The organism is Streptococcus mitis (assembly GCF_001579045.1).
Lineage (GTDB): Bacteria > Bacillota > Bacilli > Lactobacillales > Streptococcaceae > Streptococcus > Streptococcus mitis_D.
The window spans coordinates 314,082-333,015 of sequence record NZ_KQ970263.1 but is presented as its reverse complement, the minus strand read 5'-3'; the positions used below and the strand labels follow the sequence as shown (position 1 = coordinate 333,015).

Below are 18,934 nucleotides of genomic sequence, written 5' to 3'. Positions count from 1 at the left end.
ATTGGTTCTATTTTTGTGTTGCTTTTATAAGTATGTATATAGCTTTGCGGATATTACATGAGAAAGTTCTGAAAAATAGATATAAAGGATTATTCACTCGCATCTTTAGCAATCCTCCAAAGGATACGGATAATATGAATAAGTAAGAAAAAGAGGCCGGGCAAAAAATCTTTGAAATCAGAAAAACGCATAGTATCAGGTCTTGAGTGTACTTGGTATTATGCGTTTTATTGTGGGGAGATTTACTTCATTTTCCCCCGAAGTCGACTTTTTGCTCAACCTCTTTTATTGTAGTTTGAGTTATACTGTGATTTTTTAGAAGGTAGGGGTAGCAAGCTATTATCCTGCTTTTCCGATTGCAAGTGCGTAGATAAAGAAGATGGCGAAGCCAAAGAGGAAAATCAATCCTGCAATGGCAAGGTGTTTGAGCCAAGAAGGAAGATTTTTGTTTTCACGCGTTACCAAGGCGTAGTTTAAAAGAGCGAAGAATGGTGTTGTCAGGAAAGAACCAATCATAGCAAAGCGGAGCATGGTTGAAACCTGACCAGCGAAAAACTTGATAATGACAATACCGATGATAGCAGTGATGGTCATCCAGATGTTCAAAGATTTACTACTGTCTTCTTTTTGACTGATTAGCAGTCGGAGAGATTCCTGATTGACACGAGAGTAACCATCGATAACAGTAATAACTGTTCCAAAGATACAGAGGAAGGCAATAAAGGTAATCAAGTAACGGGACCATTCGCCAAGAACAGAGGCATACATGCCCACGAATTGAGAGATGTATTTGGCTGAAGCAGCTTCAACTGCTTGCCCTGTAGGATATTGAATCAATGCTCCCAGTGCTACAAAGAACACAGCTAGGATAGCTGTTCCAATGTAACCGACGTTAAAGTCAAATAGAGCGTCCTCTGTGTTAAAGTTGACGGTCTTTTTCTTTTCAGCAGACCAAAGTGAATTGATAGCTGAAATTTCAATAGGAGCCGGCATCCACCCTAAGAGGGAAACGATGAAGGGGAGAGCTGCCATTTGCCAAGGTGTTTTCTCGACAAAATCAGAGCTGTATTCGGGATGCTTGACCGCCGCGATGATAACTGCAAGAACAGTTGCAATGGTCAAAGCTGACATGATCCATTTTGCCATGCCGTCTAAGAGTTTGTAGCCTCCAAAGAGTAACATAGCCCAAATGATTGCAACGAGAATGAGGGACCACTGAGTGATGCTAAGACCGATCATTGGGAAGGCGCTGGCGATGATAGCTGAGCACAGAATGGCAACACCAGCTGTGTTGACCATAGCCGAAAAGATATTGAGGATAAAGAAAATCCAGAGATAGAGTTTCCCTTTTTCGGCATAACCTTCAACCAAAGTCTTTCCAGTATCAGCGGTGTATTCAGCACCAAAACGGAAAAATGGATATTTAAAGACATTGGCTAAGATGACCAAGAGGAGTAGCGACCACCCATAAGAACCACCAGCTTGAGTGGAAGATACAATGTGAGAACCTCCAACAGCAGCAGAAGCCATTAGGATTCCAGGTCCCATTGCTTTTAGTTTACTTGTCCAGGTTGATTGATTTAACGAAATAGCTTGCGACATGATAGATGCTCCTTTTTGAATTTTCAGAATAATCTGGATATGTAATCTATATTCTACAAAAAACTTTGGGGAAATGCAAGATTATTTTGAAAAAAGATAGAAAATTACAGAAAATTTACAAATAAGATCTGAAACTAACTGCTATGATAGTAATACTCTTCGAAAATCTCTTCAAACCACGTCAGCGTCGCCTTACCGTAGGTATGGTTACTGACTTCGTCAGTTCTATCCACAACCTCAAAACAGTGTTTTGAGCTGACTTCGTCAGTCTTATCTGCAACCTCAAAACAATGTTTTGAGCAACCTGCGGCTAGCTTCCTAGTTTGCTCTTTGATTTTCATTGAGTATAAGGTACAGCAGGATACAGAAAAACCGAGAAGTTTCTTTCTCGGTTTTGCTTATTATGAGGTTCTTACTTTCTATGCTCCAAGAGTTGATTGATATGGTCTACTTTTTTTGATGCTCTTTTATAGGAAATAGTCCAAATGATGAGGTAGACAATCGTAAACTCGATAATGAGCTGGAGGTAGAAATTCCAGTGGAAGGGGAACCAACCTGCTAGGGTTGCTAGTGGGACAAAGCCAGCCAGCATAAGGAAGAAATGGGAAAGCGTCGCACGGAGCATGCTCCAGTCACGGCTGAATAATCGCTTGCCAAAGTTGAAGAGAATACCGATAGCTGCCCAAATAAGTGTACAGTAGAGCAAGACCAGGGCACCGTGAATCTGATGCTGAGCCATCACTTGGCCGATGATAGAGTAGGGGTTTAGTGGTGCGTAGGTATTTGGTGCATAAATGAGTGAAAAGATGATAGAGAGGATGAGGCCGATGAGGACACCAGTAGCTGCGTCGTGGAAGATTTGTTTTTTCATAGTTCTAATTTCTCCTTGATGGTTTTTAGATAACGGCGTGAAGAATAGGTGAAGCTTTCGTTTTTTAGAAAGATTTCTACCAGACCGTTGGGCGTGAGCTTGAGATGAGAGATGGAGTTGATATTGATGATTTCGGATTGGGAAATTTGGATAAAATTGCTTGGCAAGAGTTCAAGAACTTGATAGAGTCGCAAATCAATGTTGTAGGTCTGACTCGCCGTTTCTGCTAGAACCTTCCGATTCTCGATATAGAAGCGTTGTATCTTACCAATCTTCACGAGATAGACCTGATCTTCGATTTTCCCTTTAATTGTTTCTGTTCGGTCCAGATTTTCTGCGAACTCGATAACTTTCTGGACTTTCTCGGTTTCTTGAGGTGCTTGAACAATCAGCTTTTCCTCTTCGTAAGTTTCACTAATCTGTAGTTCTACTTTCATAAATTTCTCTCCTTTTTAGTTATACAAGGTTGTGATCACTTCCTGTATATCTTTATTAAACACTATTTTTCAGCCCCTTGCAAGGGGATTTGTCTATGTGGAGGGATTTGGTTCCTATGTGGCGCTTGCTTTTCTGTCCTATCTGAAATATGGTATAATAGCACTAATCAATTTCTAGGAAAACAGATACAGAAAGGGGCTGAAAAATGTCTCATATTATTGAATTGCCAGAGGTGTTGGCAAACCAGATTGCGGCTGGAGAGGTTATCGAGCGTCCAGCTAGCGTTGTTAAGGAGCTGGTAGAAAATGCCATTGATGCTGGCTCTAGTCAGATTATCGTTGAGATTGAAGAGTCTGGTCTCAAGAAGATCCAAATCACAGATAATGGTCACGGAATTGCCCACGATGAGGTAGAGCTGGCTCTGCGTCGTCATGCGACCAGTAAGATAAAAAATCAAGCAGACCTCTTTCGGATTCGGACGCTTGGTTTTCGTGGTGAAGCTCTGCCTTCTATCGCATCCGTCAGCGTTTTAACTCTTTTGACAGCAGTTGAGGGCGCAAGTCACGGAACCAAGCTAGTCGCGCGTGGGGGTAAAGTTGAGGAAGTCATCCCAGCGACTAGTCCTGTGGGAACCAAGGTTTGTGTGGAGGACCTCTTTTTCAACACGCCTGCCCGCCTCAAGTATATGAAGAGCCAGCAAGCAGAGTTGTCTCATATCATTGATATTGTCAACCGTCTGGGCTTAGCCCATCCTGAGATTTCTTTTAGCTTGATTAGTGATGGCAAGGAAATGACGCGGACAGCAGGGACTGGTCAACTGCGCCAAGCTATCGCAGGGATTTACGGTTTGGTCAGTGCAAAGAAGATGATTGAAATTGAGAACTCTGACCTAGATTTCGAAATTTCAGGTTTTGTGTCCCTGCCTGAGTTGACTCGGGCGAATCGTAACTATATCAGTCTCTTCATCAATGGCCGTTATATCAAGAACTTCCTGCTCAATCGTGCAATTCTTGACGGCTATGGTAGTAAGCTCATGGTAGGCCGTTTTCCACTGGCTGTCATTCACATTCATATCGACCCTTATCTGGCTGATGTCAATGTGCATCCAACCAAGCAAGAGGTGCGGATTTCCAAGGAAAAAGAACTGATGACGCTGGTCTCAGAAGCTATTTCTAATAGTCTCAAGGAGCAAACTTTGATACCTGATGCCTTGGAAAATCTTGCCAAATCGACCGTGCGCAATCGTGAGAAGATGGAGCAGACCATTCTCCCACTTAAAGAAAATATGCTCTACTATGAGCAAACTGAGCCGACAAGACCTAGTCAAGCTGAAGTAGCTGATTATCAGGTGGAATTGACTGAGGAAGGGCAAGACTTGACTTTGTTTGCCAAGGAAACCCTGGATCAATTGACCAAGCCAGCAAAACTGCATTTTGCAGAGAGAAAGCCTGCTAACTATGACCAATTAGACCATCCAGAGCTAGATTTAGCCAGTCTGGATAAGGCCTATGACAAGCTGGAGCGAGAAGAATCATCCAGCTTCCCAGAATTGGAATTTTTCGGACAGATGCATGGGACCTATCTCTTTGCCCAAGGGCGAGATGGACTGTACATCATAGACCAACATGCGGCTCAGGAACGGGTCAAGTACGAGGAGTATCGTGAGAGCATTGGCAATGTTGACCAGAGCCAGCAGCAACTACTAGTGCCCTATATCTTTGAATTTCCAGCGGATGATGCCCTTCGTCTCAAGGAAAGAATGGCACTCTTGGAGGAAGTTGGAGTCTTTCTAGCAGAGTACGGGGAAAATCAATTTATCTTACGTGAACACCCTATTTGGATGGCAGAGGAGGAAATCGAGTCAGGCATCTATGAGATGTGCGACATGCTCCTTTTGACCAAGGAAGTTTCTATCAAGAAATACCGAGCAGAGCTAGCCATCATGATGTCCTGCAAACGGTCTATCAAGGCCAATCATCGTATTGATGATCATTCAGCTAGACAACTCCTCTATCAGCTTTCTCAATGTGACAATCCCTATAACTGTCCTCACGGACGTCCTGTTTTGGTGCATTTTACCAAGTCGGATATGGAAAAGATGTTTCGACGTATTCAGGAAAATCACACCAGTCTCCGTGAGTTGGGGAAATATTAAACTAAAAGGAAAACTATGTACGAATATTTAAAAGGAATCATTACCAAAATCACTGCTAAATACATTGTTCTTGAAACCAATGGTATCGGTTATATTTTGCATGTGGCCAATCCCTATGCTTATTCAGGTCAGGTCAATCAAGAGGCTCAAATTTATGCGCATCAGGTTGTGCGTGAGGACGCTCATCTGCTTTATGGATTTCGCTCAGAAGACGAGAAAAAGCTCTTTCTTAGTCTGATTTCGGTCTCTGGGATTGGTCCTGTATCAGCTCTTGCTATTATCGCTGTCGATGACAATGCTGGCTTGGTTCAAGCCATCGAAACCAAGAATATCACCTATTTGACCAAGTTCCCTAAAATTGGCAAGAAAACAGCCCAGCAGATGGTGCTGGACTTGGAAGGCAAGGTAGTAGTTGCAGGAGATGACCTTCCTGCCAAGGTAGCAGTGCAAGCTAGTGCTGAAAACCAAGAATTGGAAGAAGCTATGGAGGCCATGTTGGCTCTGGGCTACAAGGTAACCGAGCTCAAGAAAATCAAGAAATTCTTTGAAGGAACGACAGATACAGCTGAAAACTATATCAAGTCAGCCCTTAAAATGTTGGTTAAATAGGAGCAGAGCATGACAAAACGTTGTTCGTGGGTCAAGATGACCAATCCGCTCTACATCGCCTATCATGATGAGGAGTGGGGCCAACCCCTCCATGATGACCAAGCATTGTTTGAGTTGTTGTGTATGGAAACCTATCAGGCAGGCCTGTCTTGGGAAACGGTACTCAACAAACGCCAAGCTTTTCGAGAAGCCTTTCATGGCTATCAAATTCAAGCGGTCGCAGAGATGACCGATACCGAATTGGAAAACTTGCTGGAGAATCCAGCTATCATCCGAAATAGAGCCAAGATTTTTGCTACACGCGCTAACGCCCAAGCCTTTCTACGGTTACAGGCAGAATATGGCTCTTTTGATGCCTATCTTTGGTCTTTTGTTGAGGGGAAAACGATCGTTAACGATGTTCCCGATTACCGCCAAGCCCCAGCTAAAACCGCTTTATCTGAGAAATTAGCCAAAGATCTCAAAAAACGAGTCTTCAAGTTCACAGGCCCAGTCGCCGTCTTGTCTTTTCTACAGGCTGCAGGTCTGGTTGATGACCATGAGAACGATTGTGAGTGGAAAAGCAGGAATTAGTGTGTACAGGTAACTAGCATATCTGAGAATATAGAAAAAAGCTGAGAAATTTTTCCCAGCTTTTTATATATACTATTAGATTTGTTAGAGTGAAGTCAAAAAAGTGATTCCACCTAAAATAACACCAGCTGAATTTGGAATGATTAGTATCCAATCCTTCTTAGGTTCCTTTGTCCATCCATAAATAACCCAGATTAAGCAAGATATAGCAGCTGATAAAGGTTGAAATGGTTGAGCTTTATTTCCCTGTAAATTAGCGATAATTTGAGGTATGTAGGCAATAAATACTATAATTCCAATAAAGGCACCAATAGAACCTACGATTCGATTAATTTTTTGTTTTGTCATATACACCTCCTTCAAAAGGATATCATAGAAATTAGCGAAATGCAATAAATTCAGATACAAATTGTAACGAAAACGAATACAAAAGCACAAAAATAGAGAAACTATTTATTTTTTGTTATAGTCAAAGCGAATGATTTGCTCCTTTGCATCTACATAGGCGTGAACTCCGAAGGGGACAATTGCTCTTGGAGTTGCGTGGCCGACATTCAAATTATAGACAATCGGGATATTGCTATCAATGATATCCAATAGTGCCTCTTTATAGTTGTCGTAGAAAGTTTCATCCATAGGTTTTCCGACCAAGAGTCCACTGATTACCTCGAATATACCAGTGTCCTTTAAAGTCCGCAACATCTTTTTGAAGTCTTCTGGCTCAGACTTTTCTTCGCTTGTTTCTAGCAAGAGGATTTTTCCTTCCCAGTCTGACAAGTAAGGGAAAAGTTTGTATTTTTGACAGAGCTCCGCGCTATCTGCGTATCGAGAGTTGTCAAAGATATCGTAGAGGGACTCGAGGCAACCACCGAGGATTTTTCCCTCGAATTGGGCATTTCCTTGCAATAATTCAAAACCGATATTTGCATGACTGATACGAGGTGTCCCCAGAGCCTTGGGACTAAAATCAGTTCGTTCCTCATACCAAACGTCACTAGGGCGGATTTCTGAGATTCTTCCCGTCTCAATCAATTCTTTAAAGTAGTGAAGGCTATAGGCTAACATTTCTTTGTCTAATTCACAAATGTCTGCTAAGAAGGATTGACCATAAAAAGTCTTGATTCCTAGTTTATGCAACATGAGATGGTTCATGGTTGTATCTGAGAAGCCAAGAAAAATCTTCTGTTTGATAACCTTTTGTAGTTGGTCATTTTCAAAAAGGTAGGGCAATAAACGATAGGTATCGTCTCCACCAATCGCGCAAAGGATCATGTCGATGCTATCATCAGAAAAGGCATGAATCAAATCCTCTGCACGAGCTTCAGGATGATCCTTGATAAAGTCTAATCCTTTTAACGAATGGGGCAAAAAGATAGGATTGAGTCCCAGGTCCTTGAGACGTTGGACACCCAAGTCCACTTCGTGTTTGACAAAGTCCTCTCCGATAATGCCACTAGACAAACTAACAACACCAATAGTAGAAATCATATTGTATCCTCCTAGAAATAGATTGATACTCTTCGAAAATCAAATTCAAACCACGTCAGCTTTGCCTTGCCGTACTCAAGTACAGCCTGCGGCTAGCTTCCTAGTTTGCTCTTTGATTTTCATTGAGGATGAGCCTATTTTATCATAAAAGATGAGAGAAAACTATGTGGGATGTCAGAAGAATACTTTTAAATCAAGAAAGTAGTAAAAAAGCAACCGCATCTGCAGTTGCTTTTATCATTCTTCTTAATAGCGTGTTGGTCCTGCACTTGCGCTACGGATGTTCAAGCGTTTCTTGAGATAGAAGCGAAGGGCTAGGAGGACTGCTCCGATAATAGCCAGTGGCAATGGAGCAAGTACTGGGTTAAGGCTAGCTGGTAGGAAGCTTGTCGCAAAGAAGACAAGCAACCAAAGGAACATAGAAGCTAGGATAACTAGTACAGATTTCCAGAAAGGTGGACGTTGACTGCGGTCCATATCTGGTCCATAGTATTGGTAAACAAAGTAGTACATCAAGTAGAAGGCAAATCCACCAACCAGTCCAACTAATAGAAGAGTAATCAAACCATAGCCGAAAGCTTGATCTGCCGCAAAGAAGGTTGTGAGGGCGCTGACGAGGGCAAAGAGGCTAGTGATGAAAAGAGCTGAGTCCATAATCATGAGTTTCGGATCGTCATTTTCCTTTGGATGCTCTTTTTCATATTGTTCCTTGACAGTGAAACTATGAGCCCAGTGGGTCGGTGCGCCATAGAGGGAACGAGCAGTCGTACCCTTGGCTTGCTCCTCAAGGATTTGGGGAATAACTTCCTCAAAAATAGCCTTGATTTCAGCATCTGTTTTTCCATCTTTGATGAATTGTTGGGTAGCAATGTGGACAAACTCTTGGTTTTTCTTAGTTAATTTTTGTAGATCAATCTGAGACATAGGAACTCCTCTTAGAACCATTTTTTATGGATGAGATAGAGAGTGAGCGAGACACTCATAGCAAAGGCGATAAAGACAATTAACCAGAAGGCATTCGGCTCGCCGTTTAGGGGGATTTCATTATCCTTAAAGTTCATCCCGTAGGCAGAAAAGACCATGGTTGGGATGGACATGACGATGGTCACAAGGGCCAAGGTTTTCATGATGTTGTTCTGGTTGTTGGAAATGATAGAGGCGAAGGTCTCTGTCATAGAATGCAAGACGTTTCCATAAATGTCTGCCATCTCGATGGCCTGTTGGGTTTCAATCAGGGTATCTTCAAGCAGGTCTTCGTCCTCAAGGTATTTCTTGATATTGCTGGTTGAGCTGGTCAATTTCTTAATCACACGCTCATTTGTTTTAAGTGAGGCTTTGAAATAGACGATGGTTTTTTCCAATTCCATGAGCTCAATCAATTCTTCATTACGAGTTGATTGATGCAGTTGACTTTCGATTTGTTCACTCTTGCGGTCAATCGAACGAAGGGCTGTTAGATAAAGCTCTGCATTGCGATAAAGAATCTGAAAGATAAAACGTGAACGCATGAAGGTGTAGAAATTACGCAATCGACGGTTGATAAAGACATCGAGGACAGGTAATGGTTCCAAACAAGTAGTGATAATGGTTTCCTCTGTGATGATAATACCAAGCGGGATGGTGACGTAGTAGGTGCGATTATTTCTTTCTTCTGTGACCGGCACGTCAACGATAATCAGGGTGTACTCGTCTTCAATCGTAATACGAGACATTTCTTCCGCATCGAGTGGTGCTCGAAGGTCGGCGATATCAATGTCGAAGGCATTGGCGATTTCGAGTGATTCATTTTGAGTCGGATTAACGAGATTGATCCAAGTACCCGGTTCAAGCGTATCGATCTCTTTAAATTCAGTTGTTGTAGAGAGAAAAACTTGTTTCATATCCCTTATCCTTTCTCATTTTTCAGATTTTTTCACACCGTACTATTATACTACAAATTCAGCCTTTTGGGTAATAGAATCTCACATTTTTTGGTATAATGGTAAGCAATAATGGACTAGAAAGAACAAAGATGCAAGATAAAATTGTCATTCATGGGGCGCGTGCCCATAATTTAAAAAATATTGATGTGGAGATTCCTCGAGACAAGCTGGTTGTCGTGACTGGCTTGTCAGGTTCAGGGAAATCCAGTCTGGCCTTTGATACCCTCTATGCCGAGGGACAACGGCGCTATGTAGAGAGTTTGTCAGCCTACGCTCGTCAATTCTTGGGAAATATGGAGAAGCCTGATGTAGATGCCATTGATGGTCTCAGCCCAGCTATTTCCATCGACCAGAAAACGACTAGCAAAAACCCTCGCTCGACGGTGGGAACCACGACTGAAATCAATGACTATCTGCGTCTCCTCTACGCACGTGTGGGGACGCCTTACTGTATCAACGGGCATGGAGCTATCAAGGCTTCTTCTGTGGAGCAAATTGTGGATAAGGTTTTGGAATTGCCAGAACGCCAGCGCCTGCAAATTTTAGCTCCTGTCATCCGCAAGAAAAAAGGCCAACATAAGAGTGTTATTGAGAAGGTTCAGAAAGACGGGTATGTCCGCGTCCGTGTGGATGGGGAAGTCTATGATGTGACCGAAGTGCCAGACTTGTCCAAGAGCAAGCAACACAATATTGATGTCGTGGTTGACCGTATTGTCATCAAGGAGGGCATTCGTAGTCGTCTCTTTGATTCCATTGAGGCTGCCCTTCGTATTGCAGAAGGTTATGTCATTATCGACACTATGGACGACTCTGAGTTGTTGTTCTCTGAGCATTATGCCTGTCCAGTTTGTGGCTTTACTGTTCCAGAGTTAGAGCCACGTCTCTTCTCATTCAATGCTCCTTTTGGTTCTTGTAGTGAGTGTGATGGCTTGGGTATCAAGCTGGAGGTGGATACTGATTTGGTGGTGCCAGATGCCAGCAAAACGCTACGTGAGGGAGCCTTGGCTCCTTGGAATCCTATCTCATCCAACTACTATCCAAACATGCTAGAGCAGGCTATGACAGCCTTTGGAGTGGATATGGATAAGCCTTTTGAGGACTTGTCAGAAGAAGATAAGAACTTGATTCTCTATGGATTAGATGGTAAGGAATTCCATTTCCACTATGAGAATGAATTTGGTGGTGTGCGCGATATCGATATTCCTTTTGAGGGAGTTGTCAATAATATCAAACGTCGCTACCATGAAACTAATAGTGACTACACTCGCACCCAGATGCGCCTCTATATGAATGAGCTGACCTGCGGAACTTGTCGTGGTTACCGTCTCAATGACCAGGCCTTGTCTGTCCGTGTGGGTGGCCAGCAAGGGCTGCATATCGGAGAAATTTCAGACCTGTCTATCGCAGACCACTTGGACTTAGTGAGTCAGCTAACCTTGTCTGAAAATGAAGCCATCATTGCTCGGCCTATTCTCAAGGAAATCAAGGATCGTTTGACCTTCCTTAATAACGTGGGTCTTAACTATCTAACCCTGTCACGTTCGGCAGGAACCCTTTCAGGTGGGGAGAGTCAGCGTATTCGTTTGGCAACCCAGATTGGATCTAACCTATCAGGCGTACTCTATATCCTAGACGAGCCATCTATCGGACTCCACCAGAGGGATAATGACCGCCTGATTGCCAGTCTCAAAAAGATGCGTGATTTGGGTAATACTCTCATAGTAGTGGAACATGACGAAGATACCATGCGTGAGGCGGATTATCTGATTGACGTTGGTCCCGGTGCCGGTGTTTTTGGTGGGGAGATTGTCGCCGCAGGTACGCCCAAGCAGGTGGCTCGCAACAGCAAGTCTATCACAGGTCAGTACTTGTCAGGCAAACGTGCCATTCCAGTACCAGACGAGCGCCGTGTAGGAAATGGTCGTTTTATCGAAGTGACAGGAGCGCGTGAGAATAACTTGCAAAATGTCACAGCTCGCTTCCCACTAGGAAAATTCATCGCAGTGACAGGGATATCAGGTTCAGGGAAATCGACCCTCATCAACAGTATCCTCAAAAAAGCTATTGCTCAGAAGCTCAACCGTAATTCAGACAAACCTGGTAAATTCAAGACCATAACAGGGATTGAGCATGTAGACAGATTGATTGACATTGACCAGAGCCCAATCGGACGAACGCCGAGGTCCAACCCAGCCACCTATACTGGAGTTTTTGACGATATACGTGACCTCTTTGCTCAGACTAATGAAGCCAAGATTCGAGGCTACAAGAAAGGGCGTTTCAGTTTCAACGTCAAGGGTGGCCGTTGTGAAGCCTGCTCAGGTGACGGGATTATCAAGATTGAGATGCACTTCTTGCCAGATGTTTACGTGGCTTGTGAAGTTTGCCACGGAACCCGCTACAACAGTGAAACCCTAGAAGTTCACTACAAGGAAAAAAATATCTCGCAGGTCTTGGACATGACCGTCAACGACGCGGTAGAGTTCTTCCAACACATTCCTAAGATTCAACGTAAACTCCAGACCATCAAGGATGTGGGGCTGGGTTATGTAACGCTAGGACAACCAGCTACCACCCTTTCTGGGGGAGAAGCCCAGCGTATGAAGCTGGCTAGTGAACTCCACAAACGATCGACAGGAAAATCTTTCTACATTCTGGATGAGCCGACGACAGGACTCCATACCGAGGATATCGCTCGCTTGCTCAAGGTTTTAGCTCGCTTTGTCGATGATGGCAATACAGTTCTTGTCATTGAGCACAATCTGGATGTTATCAAGACGGCAGACCATATTATTGACTTGGGACCTGAGGGCGGTGTCGGTGGTGGAACCATCATCGCAACAGGAACTCCAGAAGAAGTAGCGGCCAATGAAGCCAGCTACACAGGACACTATTTGAAAGGAAAGTTACATCATGAATAAACGTGTACAAGCATTTCTAGCTAAAATGCAAGAAAAAGAACTAGATGGCATCATCATCAATAACCTTAAAAACGTCTATTATTTGACTGGTTTTTGGGGTTCAAACGGAACAGTATTCATCAGCCGTGACCGTCAGGTCTTGGTGACAGACTCTCGCTATATCATTGCAGCCAAGCAAGAAACCAGTGGTTTTGAAATCGTAGCAGATCGCGATGAATTGGCTGTCATTGCAGGAATTGTCAAGGATATGGGCTTGTCTCGAATCGGTTTTGAGGATGAGATTTCAGTGTCTTATTATCATCGTATGCAGGCTACCTTTGAAGGAATTGACTTGCTTCCACAGACTCAGTTTGTTGAAGGTCTTCGAATGATTAAGGATGAAGCGGAGATTGCAGCGATTCGCAAGGCTTGTTCTATCTCAGACCAAGCTTTCCGCGATGCGCTTGACTTTATTAAGCCAGGAAAGACTGAAATTGAGATTGCCAACTTCCTTGACTTCCGCATGCGTGAGTTGGGAGCATCTGGCTTGTCTTTTGACACCATTCTAGCTAGCGGTATCAACTCTTCCAAACCCCATGCCCATCCTATGCACAAACCAGTGGAGCTAGGAGAAGCCATTACAATGGACTTTGGATGCCTCTACGACCACTATGTCAGTGATATGACACGAACTATCTACTTGGGGCATGTCAGCGACGAGCAAGCAGAGATTTACAATACAGTTCTAAAAGCTAACCAAGCCTTGATTGATCAGGCTAAGGCAGGATTAGGTTTCCGTGACTTTGACAAAATCCCTCGTGATATTATCATCGAGGCAGGCTATGGCGACTACTTTACCCACGGTATTGGACACGGTATTGGACTGGATATTCATGAGGAACCATACTTTAGCCAGACTTCTACAGAAACTATTAAGGCAGGTATGGCATTGACCGATGAACCAGGTATCTACATCGAAGGTAAATATGGTGTTCGTATCGAGGATGATATCCTGATTACAGAGACAGGTTGTGAATTGTTGACCCTAGCTCCAAAAGAGTTGATAGTCATTTAAGAGTCAAACAACTCAAATGATTGACTTTTAAATTTTAAAGGTTTATACTGAAAGACGAAAACGGTAGGTGAGGCTACCATAGGGATACGGATGACTACCGCAAAGCAGTGGAGACACTACTCGTTGGTCAACAGTCCTGGTCGCGAAGGCCAAGACTAAGCTCATTTCATTGCCCTGTGGAGTTAAAGCTTGAACGAAAAAACAGATAATTAGTTTTTTAATCCTGCCATTTTATGGTGGGATTTTCTACTGTTTAAATCAAAGAAAGGAGACAGACGATGCAAATTGACGACCATCCGGAACCGCACATACACAGCCAATCGCTGATTTGTGTCGTTCTGCCCTTATAAAGTGATTGGTCTCTGTGTATGAAACACATCATTTATACAGATAGGAGAAACCAATGAAAACTACAAAAGAAAGATTAGCAACAGCTATTCAAATCCCTTTAGACGAGAGTCTAACTTTTTATCATACCAGTTTAAACGGTTTGACAGAGGAGCAGGTCGAAAAAAATCGTGACCTCTATGGCGAAAATACCATCACAAAGGGTCAAGAAGACAGTATCCTCAAAAAGATTTACGAATCCATTATCAATCCTTTTACAATCATCTTGCTGGTTATCGCCGTGATTTCCTTGGTGACCAATGTCTGGTTGGCAAAACCAGGTCAAGAAGATCCGACGACTTCTATTATCATCGTTGTCCTAGTCCTCATTTCTGGTGGCATACGCTTTGTCCAAGAACTCCGTAGTGATAAGGCTGCGACCAATCTATCAAAAATGATTGTCAACACAGCGACTGTCATTCGTCAAGGAGAAATTCAAGAAGTACCTATCGATGATTTGGTAGTGGGTGACGTGGTTAAATTAAGCGCTGGAGACATGATTCCAGCAGATCTTCTTTTATTTGAGTCGCGCGATTTCTTTGTACAACAGTCGGGCTTGACAGGTGAAAGTGAATCGGTTGAAAAATTGGCCTTGACCAAGGCAACAGTTCAACAATCTGATAGTCTGCTAGAAGCAGAAGCGCTCGCCTTTATGGGAACCAATGTCTTGTCTGGTAGTGCCAAGGCCGTGGTTTTAGCAGTTGGTGATGATACCATGATGGGGGCCATTGAGCAGACTTTGAACACCTATGATGAGCCTACTTCGTTTGAACGGGAGATGAATAGTATTTCGTGGCTCTTGATTCGTTTGATGCTGGTCATGGTGCCCATCGTTTTCTTGTCCAATGGTTTAACAGATGGCGACTGGTTAGAAGCTGGCGTATTTGCTTTGAGTGTTGGTGTTGGATTGACACCTGAGATGCTTCCTATGATTATCACGGCCAGTCTAGCAAAAGGCTCCATCATTATGGCCAAGGAAAAAGTGGTTATCAAGAAACTCAATGCCATACAGGACTTAGGGGCGATTGATATTTTGTGTACAGATAAGACAGGAACTCTAACCCAAGACGAAATTGTCCTTGAATATCCCTTGGACATCCACGGACGCTTGGATTTGACCGTCTTGAGACGAGCTTATCTCAATTCTTATTTTCAAACGGGCTTGAAAAATTTGATGGACAGAGCTATCATCAAACGGACTGAAAAGGAAGCAAAAGAACACGCCCTCTTGCAAAATCTGGCTCAAACTTTTCAAAAAATAGATGAGCTTCCTTTTGATTTTGAACGTAGACGGATGAGTGTTATTGTTAAGGATGAACACGAAGTGGTTAGTTTGGTAACTAAGGGAGCCCTTGAGGAAATGTTGACGATTTCCAGTCATGCGGAATACCAAGGAGTGATTACTCCCTTGACAGATGCTATTAGAGAAGAAATTTTAGCAGAAGTCCGACAACTAAATCAACAAGGTTTGCGTGTCTTGGGAGTGGCTTATAAGTCAGGTTTGAGGGAAGGTCATGCCTATACAGTTGATGACGAAGGGGATATGATTCTAACGGGTTATTTAGCCTTCCTAGATCCTCCTAAACCATCTGCAGCACCAGCAATTAAGGCTCTGTTAGAGCATGGGGTTCAAACAAAGATTTTGACGGGAGACAACGAAAAAGTTACCCAAGCAGTCTGTGAAAAGGTTGGTTTGGATATCAATCAGATGTTGTTAGGATCTGAAATTGATCAGATGAGTGATCAAGAATTGGCTCAAGCCGTGGAGGAGGTAACCGTCTTCGCCAAACTTTCTCCTGACCAAAAAGCAAGGATTATTTTGCAATTTAAGGCTAATGGTCATGCTGTCGGCTATATGGGAGATGGGATCAATGATGCTCCTTCTATGAAAGTCGCAGATGTGGGAATTTCTGTTGATACAGCAGTAGATATTGCCAAAGAAACAGCTGATGTTATCCTACTTGATAAGGATCTCATGGTGCTGGAAAAAGGACTTGTTGAAGGGCGTAAGGTCTATGCCAATATGACTAAATATATCAAAATGACAGTGAGTTCTAATTTTGGAAATATCTTATCCCTATTGGTCTCTGGAATCTTTTTGCCATTTTTACCAATGGCACCAGTCCATTTGATTATCTTAAATCTAGTCTATGATTTGTCTTGTATTGCCTTGCCTTTTGACAAGGTGGATAAAGATTTTTTGAGAAATCCGCATACCTGGGAAGCTAAGTCCATCACACGTTTCATGGTTTGGATGGGGCCTATCTCTTCTGCCTTTGATATTTTGACCTTTATTTTGCTCTATTTTATCATTGTACCCATGACGACAGGTCAAGCCTATGTCCATGGAGCGGAGTCTGCCGTAGGATTTATTGTCTTGTTTCAGACAGGTTGGTTTATCGAGTCCATGTGGTCACAGACCATGGTTATCCATATGCTGCGCTCAGCCAAAATTCCCTTTTTACAAAGTCGTCCGGCTTGGCTAGTCCTTGTGACAACCTTATTGGCTGCAGCCTTTGTGACCTTCCTTCCCTACAGTCCACTCGCAATCCTACTTCATCTAACTCCTTTAAAACCGATTTATTTCATCTTTTTACTTTTCATCATTATTTTGTATATGATTAGTGTGACAATTGTGAAAAAAATTTATATCAAGAAATATCAAGAATGGCTGTAAATTTCATTTTGTCAAGAAAAAAGTACGAAAATGACGAAAAAAGTCAAAAAAATTTAAAAATAGGTCGCAAGTCGGATGTTTTTTATGGTATAATAGACTAAACTGATAGTAACATGTAGCGAAAGGGGTAGGTACATGATTAAAATTTATACAGTCTCAAGTTGTACTAGTTGTAAAAAAGCAAAAACCTGGCTCAATGCCCACCAGTTAAGTTATAAAGAACAAAACCTTGGTAAAGAAGGAATTACGAGAGAAGAATTACTGGATATTCTAACCAAAACAGATAACGGAATAGCCAGCATCGTTTCATCTAAAAATCGCTATGCCAAAGCCCTTGGAGTGGATATTGAAGATTTGAGTGTAAATGAAGTCCTCAATCTGATTATGGAAACACCGAGAATTTTAAAGAGCCCAATCCTTGTAGATGAAAAACGCCTGCAAGTTGGCTACAAGGAAGACGATATTCGTGCTTTCCTACCACGCTCTGTCCGTAATGTAGAAAATGCAGAAGCACGTTTGCGTGCAGCTCTATAAACATCAAGGCTGGGAGCAATTCCCAGTCTTATTTTATACTCTTCAAAAATCTCTTTAAACCGCGTCAACGTCGCTTTGCCGTATGTATATGTTACTGACTTCGTCAGTTCTATCTGCAACCTCAAAACAGTGTTTTGAGCTGACTTCGTCAGTTCTATCCACAACCTCAAAACAGTGTTTTGAGCTGACTTCGTCAGTTCTATCCACAACATCAAAACAGTGTTTTGAGCTGACTTCGTCAGTTTTATCTGCAACCTCAAAGCTGTGCTTTGAGCAGCCTGCGGCTAGTTTCCTAGTTTGCTCTTTGATTTTCATTGAGTATTAATTTCAAAAAGAAAGAAGAAAGAAATGAAAAAAATTGGTCTGATTAGTCTAGCTTTCCTTTTTGTCCTGGTTGGTTGCGGACAGAAAAAAGAAACTGGACCAGCTACAAAAACAGAAAAGGATACGCTTCAGTCGGCATTGCCAGTTATTGAAAATGCTGAGAAGAATACAGTTGTAACCAAGACTTTGGTCTTGCCCAAGTCAGATGATGGTAGCCAGCAAACCCAAACCATTACTTATAAAGACAAGACTTTTTTGAACCTAACCATTCAACAAAAGCGTCCAGTCTCAGATGAGTTGAAGACTTATATTGACCAACATGGAGTGGAAGAAACCCAAAAAGCTCTTCTCGAGGCGGAAGAGAAAGACGAATCCATCGTAGAAGCTCGTAAATTAGCAGGATTTAAGCTTGAAACTAAACTATTGAGTGCAACAGAACTTCAAACAACAACTAGTTTTGATTTTCAAGTTTTGGATGTCAAAAAGGCTTCTCAGTTGGAATATTTGAAGAATATTGGCTTGGAAAATCTCTTGAAGAATGAACCAAGCAAATATATTTCAGACAGATTGGCAAATGGCGCGACAGAACAATAGAAAATCCAAATAAATAGACTGCCTGAATTGTAGAAGGTAAGGAATTATGCTATAATGGTACTATTCTAAGGAAAGAGGGTGTTAGAATGGGATTTACTGAAGAAACAGTACGTTTTAAATTGGACGATTCCAATAAAAAAGAAATTAGCGAAACTTTGACTGATGTCTATGCTTCGTTGAACGATAAGGGCTACAACCCAATTAACCAAATCGTAGGCTACGTATTGAGTGGAGACCCTGCCTACGTTCCTCGTTATAATAATGCACGAAATCAAATCCGTAAGTATGAGCGTGATGAAATCGTTGAGGAATTGGTCCGCTACTACCTTAAAGGACAAGGAGTCGATCTGTAATCTATGAGAATTATGGGATTGGACGTCGGTTCAAAAACGGTAGGGGTGGCCATTAGCGATCCGCTCGGTTTTACAGCTCAAGGGCTTGAAATCATCCAAATCAATGAGGAACAAGGCCAATTTGGTTTTGATCGCGTTAAAGAGTTGGTTGATACTTACAAGGTGGAACGATTTGTAGTGGGCTTGCCTAAAAACATGAACAATACAAGCGGACCGCGCGTGGAAGCTAGTCAAGCATACGGAGCGAAGCTAGAAGAACTTTTTGGTTTACCAGTAGACTATCAAGATGAACGCTTGACAACAGTGGCTGCTGAGCGCATGTTGATTGAACAAGCAGATATCAGTCGCAATAAGCGCAAGAAAGTCATTGATAAGTTAGCAGCTCAGCTGATTTTACAAAATTATTTAGATAGAAAATTTTAATATAAAGGA

At 42.5% G+C, this 18,934-nt stretch carries 19 protein-coding genes and 1 riboswitch; of the genes, 10 read left to right on the top strand and 9 right to left on the bottom strand.

Translation table 11 applies throughout. The annotated features are described in order from the left end of the window. Nucleotides 1–339: 339 nt before the first annotated feature. The 4 genes from SMIDD28_RS07815 to SMIDD28_RS07800 form a co-directional block, all read right to left on the bottom strand. Nucleotides 340–1,602, bottom strand: coding sequence for an NRAMP family divalent metal transporter (locus tag SMIDD28_RS07815; RefSeq protein ID WP_061425497.1), 1,263 nt, complete (start codon nucleotides 1,600–1,602; stop codon nucleotides 340–342). A gap of 134 nt (nucleotides 1,603–1,736) precedes the next feature. Continuing rightward, nucleotides 1,737–1,943: a hypothetical protein gene (locus tag SMIDD28_RS12250; protein WP_061425496.1), complete on the bottom strand. Its 207-nt coding sequence runs from the start codon at nucleotides 1,941–1,943 to the stop codon at nucleotides 1,737–1,739. Nucleotides 1,944–2,014: 71 nt separating this feature from the next. Then, nucleotides 2,015–2,473 (bottom strand): DUF3021 domain-containing protein, encoded by a 459-nt coding sequence (locus tag SMIDD28_RS07805; RefSeq protein WP_061425495.1) that lies wholly within the window; start codon nucleotides 2,471–2,473, stop codon nucleotides 2,015–2,017. Continuing rightward, nucleotides 2,470–2,910: a LytTR family DNA-binding domain-containing protein gene (locus tag SMIDD28_RS07800; protein WP_061425494.1), complete on the bottom strand. Its 441-nt coding sequence runs from the start codon at nucleotides 2,908–2,910 to the stop codon at nucleotides 2,470–2,472. The genes SMIDD28_RS07805 and SMIDD28_RS07800 overlap by 4 nt, the downstream gene beginning before the upstream one ends. Nucleotides 2,911–3,116: 206 nt before the next feature. On the opposite strand from SMIDD28_RS07800, the gene mutL reads away from it, so the two are divergent. From mutL to SMIDD28_RS07785, 3 genes are read left to right on the top strand one after another with little or no spacing between them, the layout of a single operon-like run. After that, nucleotides 3,117–5,066 (top strand): DNA mismatch repair endonuclease MutL, encoded by a 1,950-nt coding sequence (mutL, locus tag SMIDD28_RS07795; RefSeq protein ID WP_061425493.1) that lies wholly within the window; start codon nucleotides 3,117–3,119, stop codon nucleotides 5,064–5,066. A 15-nt stretch (nucleotides 5,067–5,081) separates the two neighbouring features. Next, the gene (ruvA, locus tag SMIDD28_RS07790) at nucleotides 5,082–5,675 is read left to right on the top strand and encodes a Holliday junction branch migration protein RuvA (protein WP_061425492.1); all 594 of its coding nucleotides are present in this window, start codon (nucleotides 5,082–5,084) and stop codon (nucleotides 5,673–5,675) included. Between the two features lie 9 nt (nucleotides 5,676–5,684). Continuing rightward, the gene (locus SMIDD28_RS07785) at nucleotides 5,685–6,248 is read left to right on the top strand and encodes a DNA-3-methyladenine glycosylase I (protein ID WP_061425491.1); all 564 of its coding nucleotides are present in this window, start codon (nucleotides 5,685–5,687) and stop codon (nucleotides 6,246–6,248) included. A gap of 84 nt (nucleotides 6,249–6,332) precedes the next feature. Here the strand turns inward: SMIDD28_RS07785 and SMIDD28_RS07780 are convergent, their stop codons facing one another. From SMIDD28_RS07780 to SMIDD28_RS07765, 4 genes are all read right to left on the bottom strand, one after another. Beyond that, nucleotides 6,333–6,596: a SemiSWEET family transporter gene (locus SMIDD28_RS07780; protein ID WP_000166114.1), complete on the bottom strand. Its 264-nt coding sequence runs from the start codon at nucleotides 6,594–6,596 to the stop codon at nucleotides 6,333–6,335. A 105-nt stretch (nucleotides 6,597–6,701) separates the two neighbouring features. Then, nucleotides 6,702–7,736: a S66 family peptidase gene (locus SMIDD28_RS07775; RefSeq protein ID WP_061425490.1), complete on the bottom strand. Its 1,035-nt coding sequence runs from the start codon at nucleotides 7,734–7,736 to the stop codon at nucleotides 6,702–6,704. A 246-nt stretch (nucleotides 7,737–7,982) separates the two neighbouring features. Further along, nucleotides 7,983–8,660, bottom strand: a complete 678-nt coding sequence (locus tag SMIDD28_RS07770; protein ID WP_061425489.1) for a DUF1129 domain-containing protein — start codon at nucleotides 8,658–8,660, stop codon at nucleotides 7,983–7,985. Nucleotides 8,661–8,671: 11 nt separating this feature from the next. Beyond that, nucleotides 8,672–9,616, bottom strand: coding sequence for a magnesium transporter CorA family protein (locus SMIDD28_RS07765; protein WP_000815623.1), 945 nt, complete (start codon nucleotides 9,614–9,616; stop codon nucleotides 8,672–8,674). A 131-nt stretch (nucleotides 9,617–9,747) separates the two neighbouring features. Here SMIDD28_RS07765 and uvrA point away from each other — a divergent pair, with 131 nt between their 5' ends. The 4 genes from uvrA to spx all read left to right on the top strand — a co-directional run bounded on the left by uvrA (nucleotide 9,748) and on the right by spx (nucleotide 17,231). Then, nucleotides 9,748–12,579, top strand: a complete 2,832-nt coding sequence (uvrA, locus tag SMIDD28_RS07760) for an excinuclease ABC subunit UvrA (protein WP_061425488.1) — start codon at nucleotides 9,748–9,750, stop codon at nucleotides 12,577–12,579. After that, nucleotides 12,572–13,633, top strand: coding sequence for a M24 family metallopeptidase (locus tag SMIDD28_RS07755; RefSeq protein ID WP_049515513.1), 1,062 nt, complete (start codon nucleotides 12,572–12,574; stop codon nucleotides 13,631–13,633). Before uvrA ends, SMIDD28_RS07755 begins: the two co-directional genes overlap by 8 nt. 57 nt (nucleotides 13,634–13,690) lie before the next feature. Then, a riboswitch (M-box (ykoK) riboswitch) is annotated at nucleotides 13,691–13,842 on the top strand. Between the two features lie 194 nt (nucleotides 13,843–14,036). Next, nucleotides 14,037–16,697 carry a magnesium-translocating P-type ATPase gene (gene mgtA, locus SMIDD28_RS07750; RefSeq protein WP_061425487.1) on the top strand — a complete coding sequence of 887 codons (2,661 nt, stop codon included), beginning with the start codon at nucleotides 14,037–14,039 and terminating at the stop codon, nucleotides 16,695–16,697. Nucleotides 16,698–16,832: 135 nt separating this feature from the next. Then, the gene (spx, locus tag SMIDD28_RS07745) at nucleotides 16,833–17,231 is read left to right on the top strand and encodes a transcriptional regulator Spx (protein ID WP_000591165.1); all 399 of its coding nucleotides are present in this window, start codon (nucleotides 16,833–16,835) and stop codon (nucleotides 17,229–17,231) included. 54 nt (nucleotides 17,232–17,285) lie between these two features. On the opposite strand, the gene SMIDD28_RS12245 is transcribed toward spx, so the two are convergent. Then, nucleotides 17,286–17,546: a hypothetical protein gene (locus SMIDD28_RS12245; protein WP_061425486.1), complete on the bottom strand. Its 261-nt coding sequence runs from the start codon at nucleotides 17,544–17,546 to the stop codon at nucleotides 17,286–17,288. 33 nt (nucleotides 17,547–17,579) lie between these two features. Here SMIDD28_RS12245 and SMIDD28_RS07735 point away from each other — a divergent pair, with 33 nt between their 5' ends. From SMIDD28_RS07735 to ruvX, 3 genes are all read left to right on the top strand, one after another. Beyond that, complete coding sequence (locus tag SMIDD28_RS07735) at nucleotides 17,580–18,149, top strand: SP0191 family lipoprotein (protein WP_061425485.1); 570 nt, start codon at nucleotides 17,580–17,582, stop codon at nucleotides 18,147–18,149. 86 nt (nucleotides 18,150–18,235) lie between these two features. Further along, complete coding sequence (locus tag SMIDD28_RS07730; protein ID WP_000507059.1) at nucleotides 18,236–18,502, top strand: IreB family regulatory phosphoprotein; 267 nt, start codon at nucleotides 18,236–18,238, stop codon at nucleotides 18,500–18,502. Between the two features lie 3 nt (nucleotides 18,503–18,505). Next, nucleotides 18,506–18,925: a Holliday junction resolvase RuvX gene (gene ruvX / locus SMIDD28_RS07725; protein WP_004239076.1), complete on the top strand. Its 420-nt coding sequence runs from the start codon at nucleotides 18,506–18,508 to the stop codon at nucleotides 18,923–18,925. Nucleotides 18,926–18,934 lie beyond the last annotated feature (9 nt).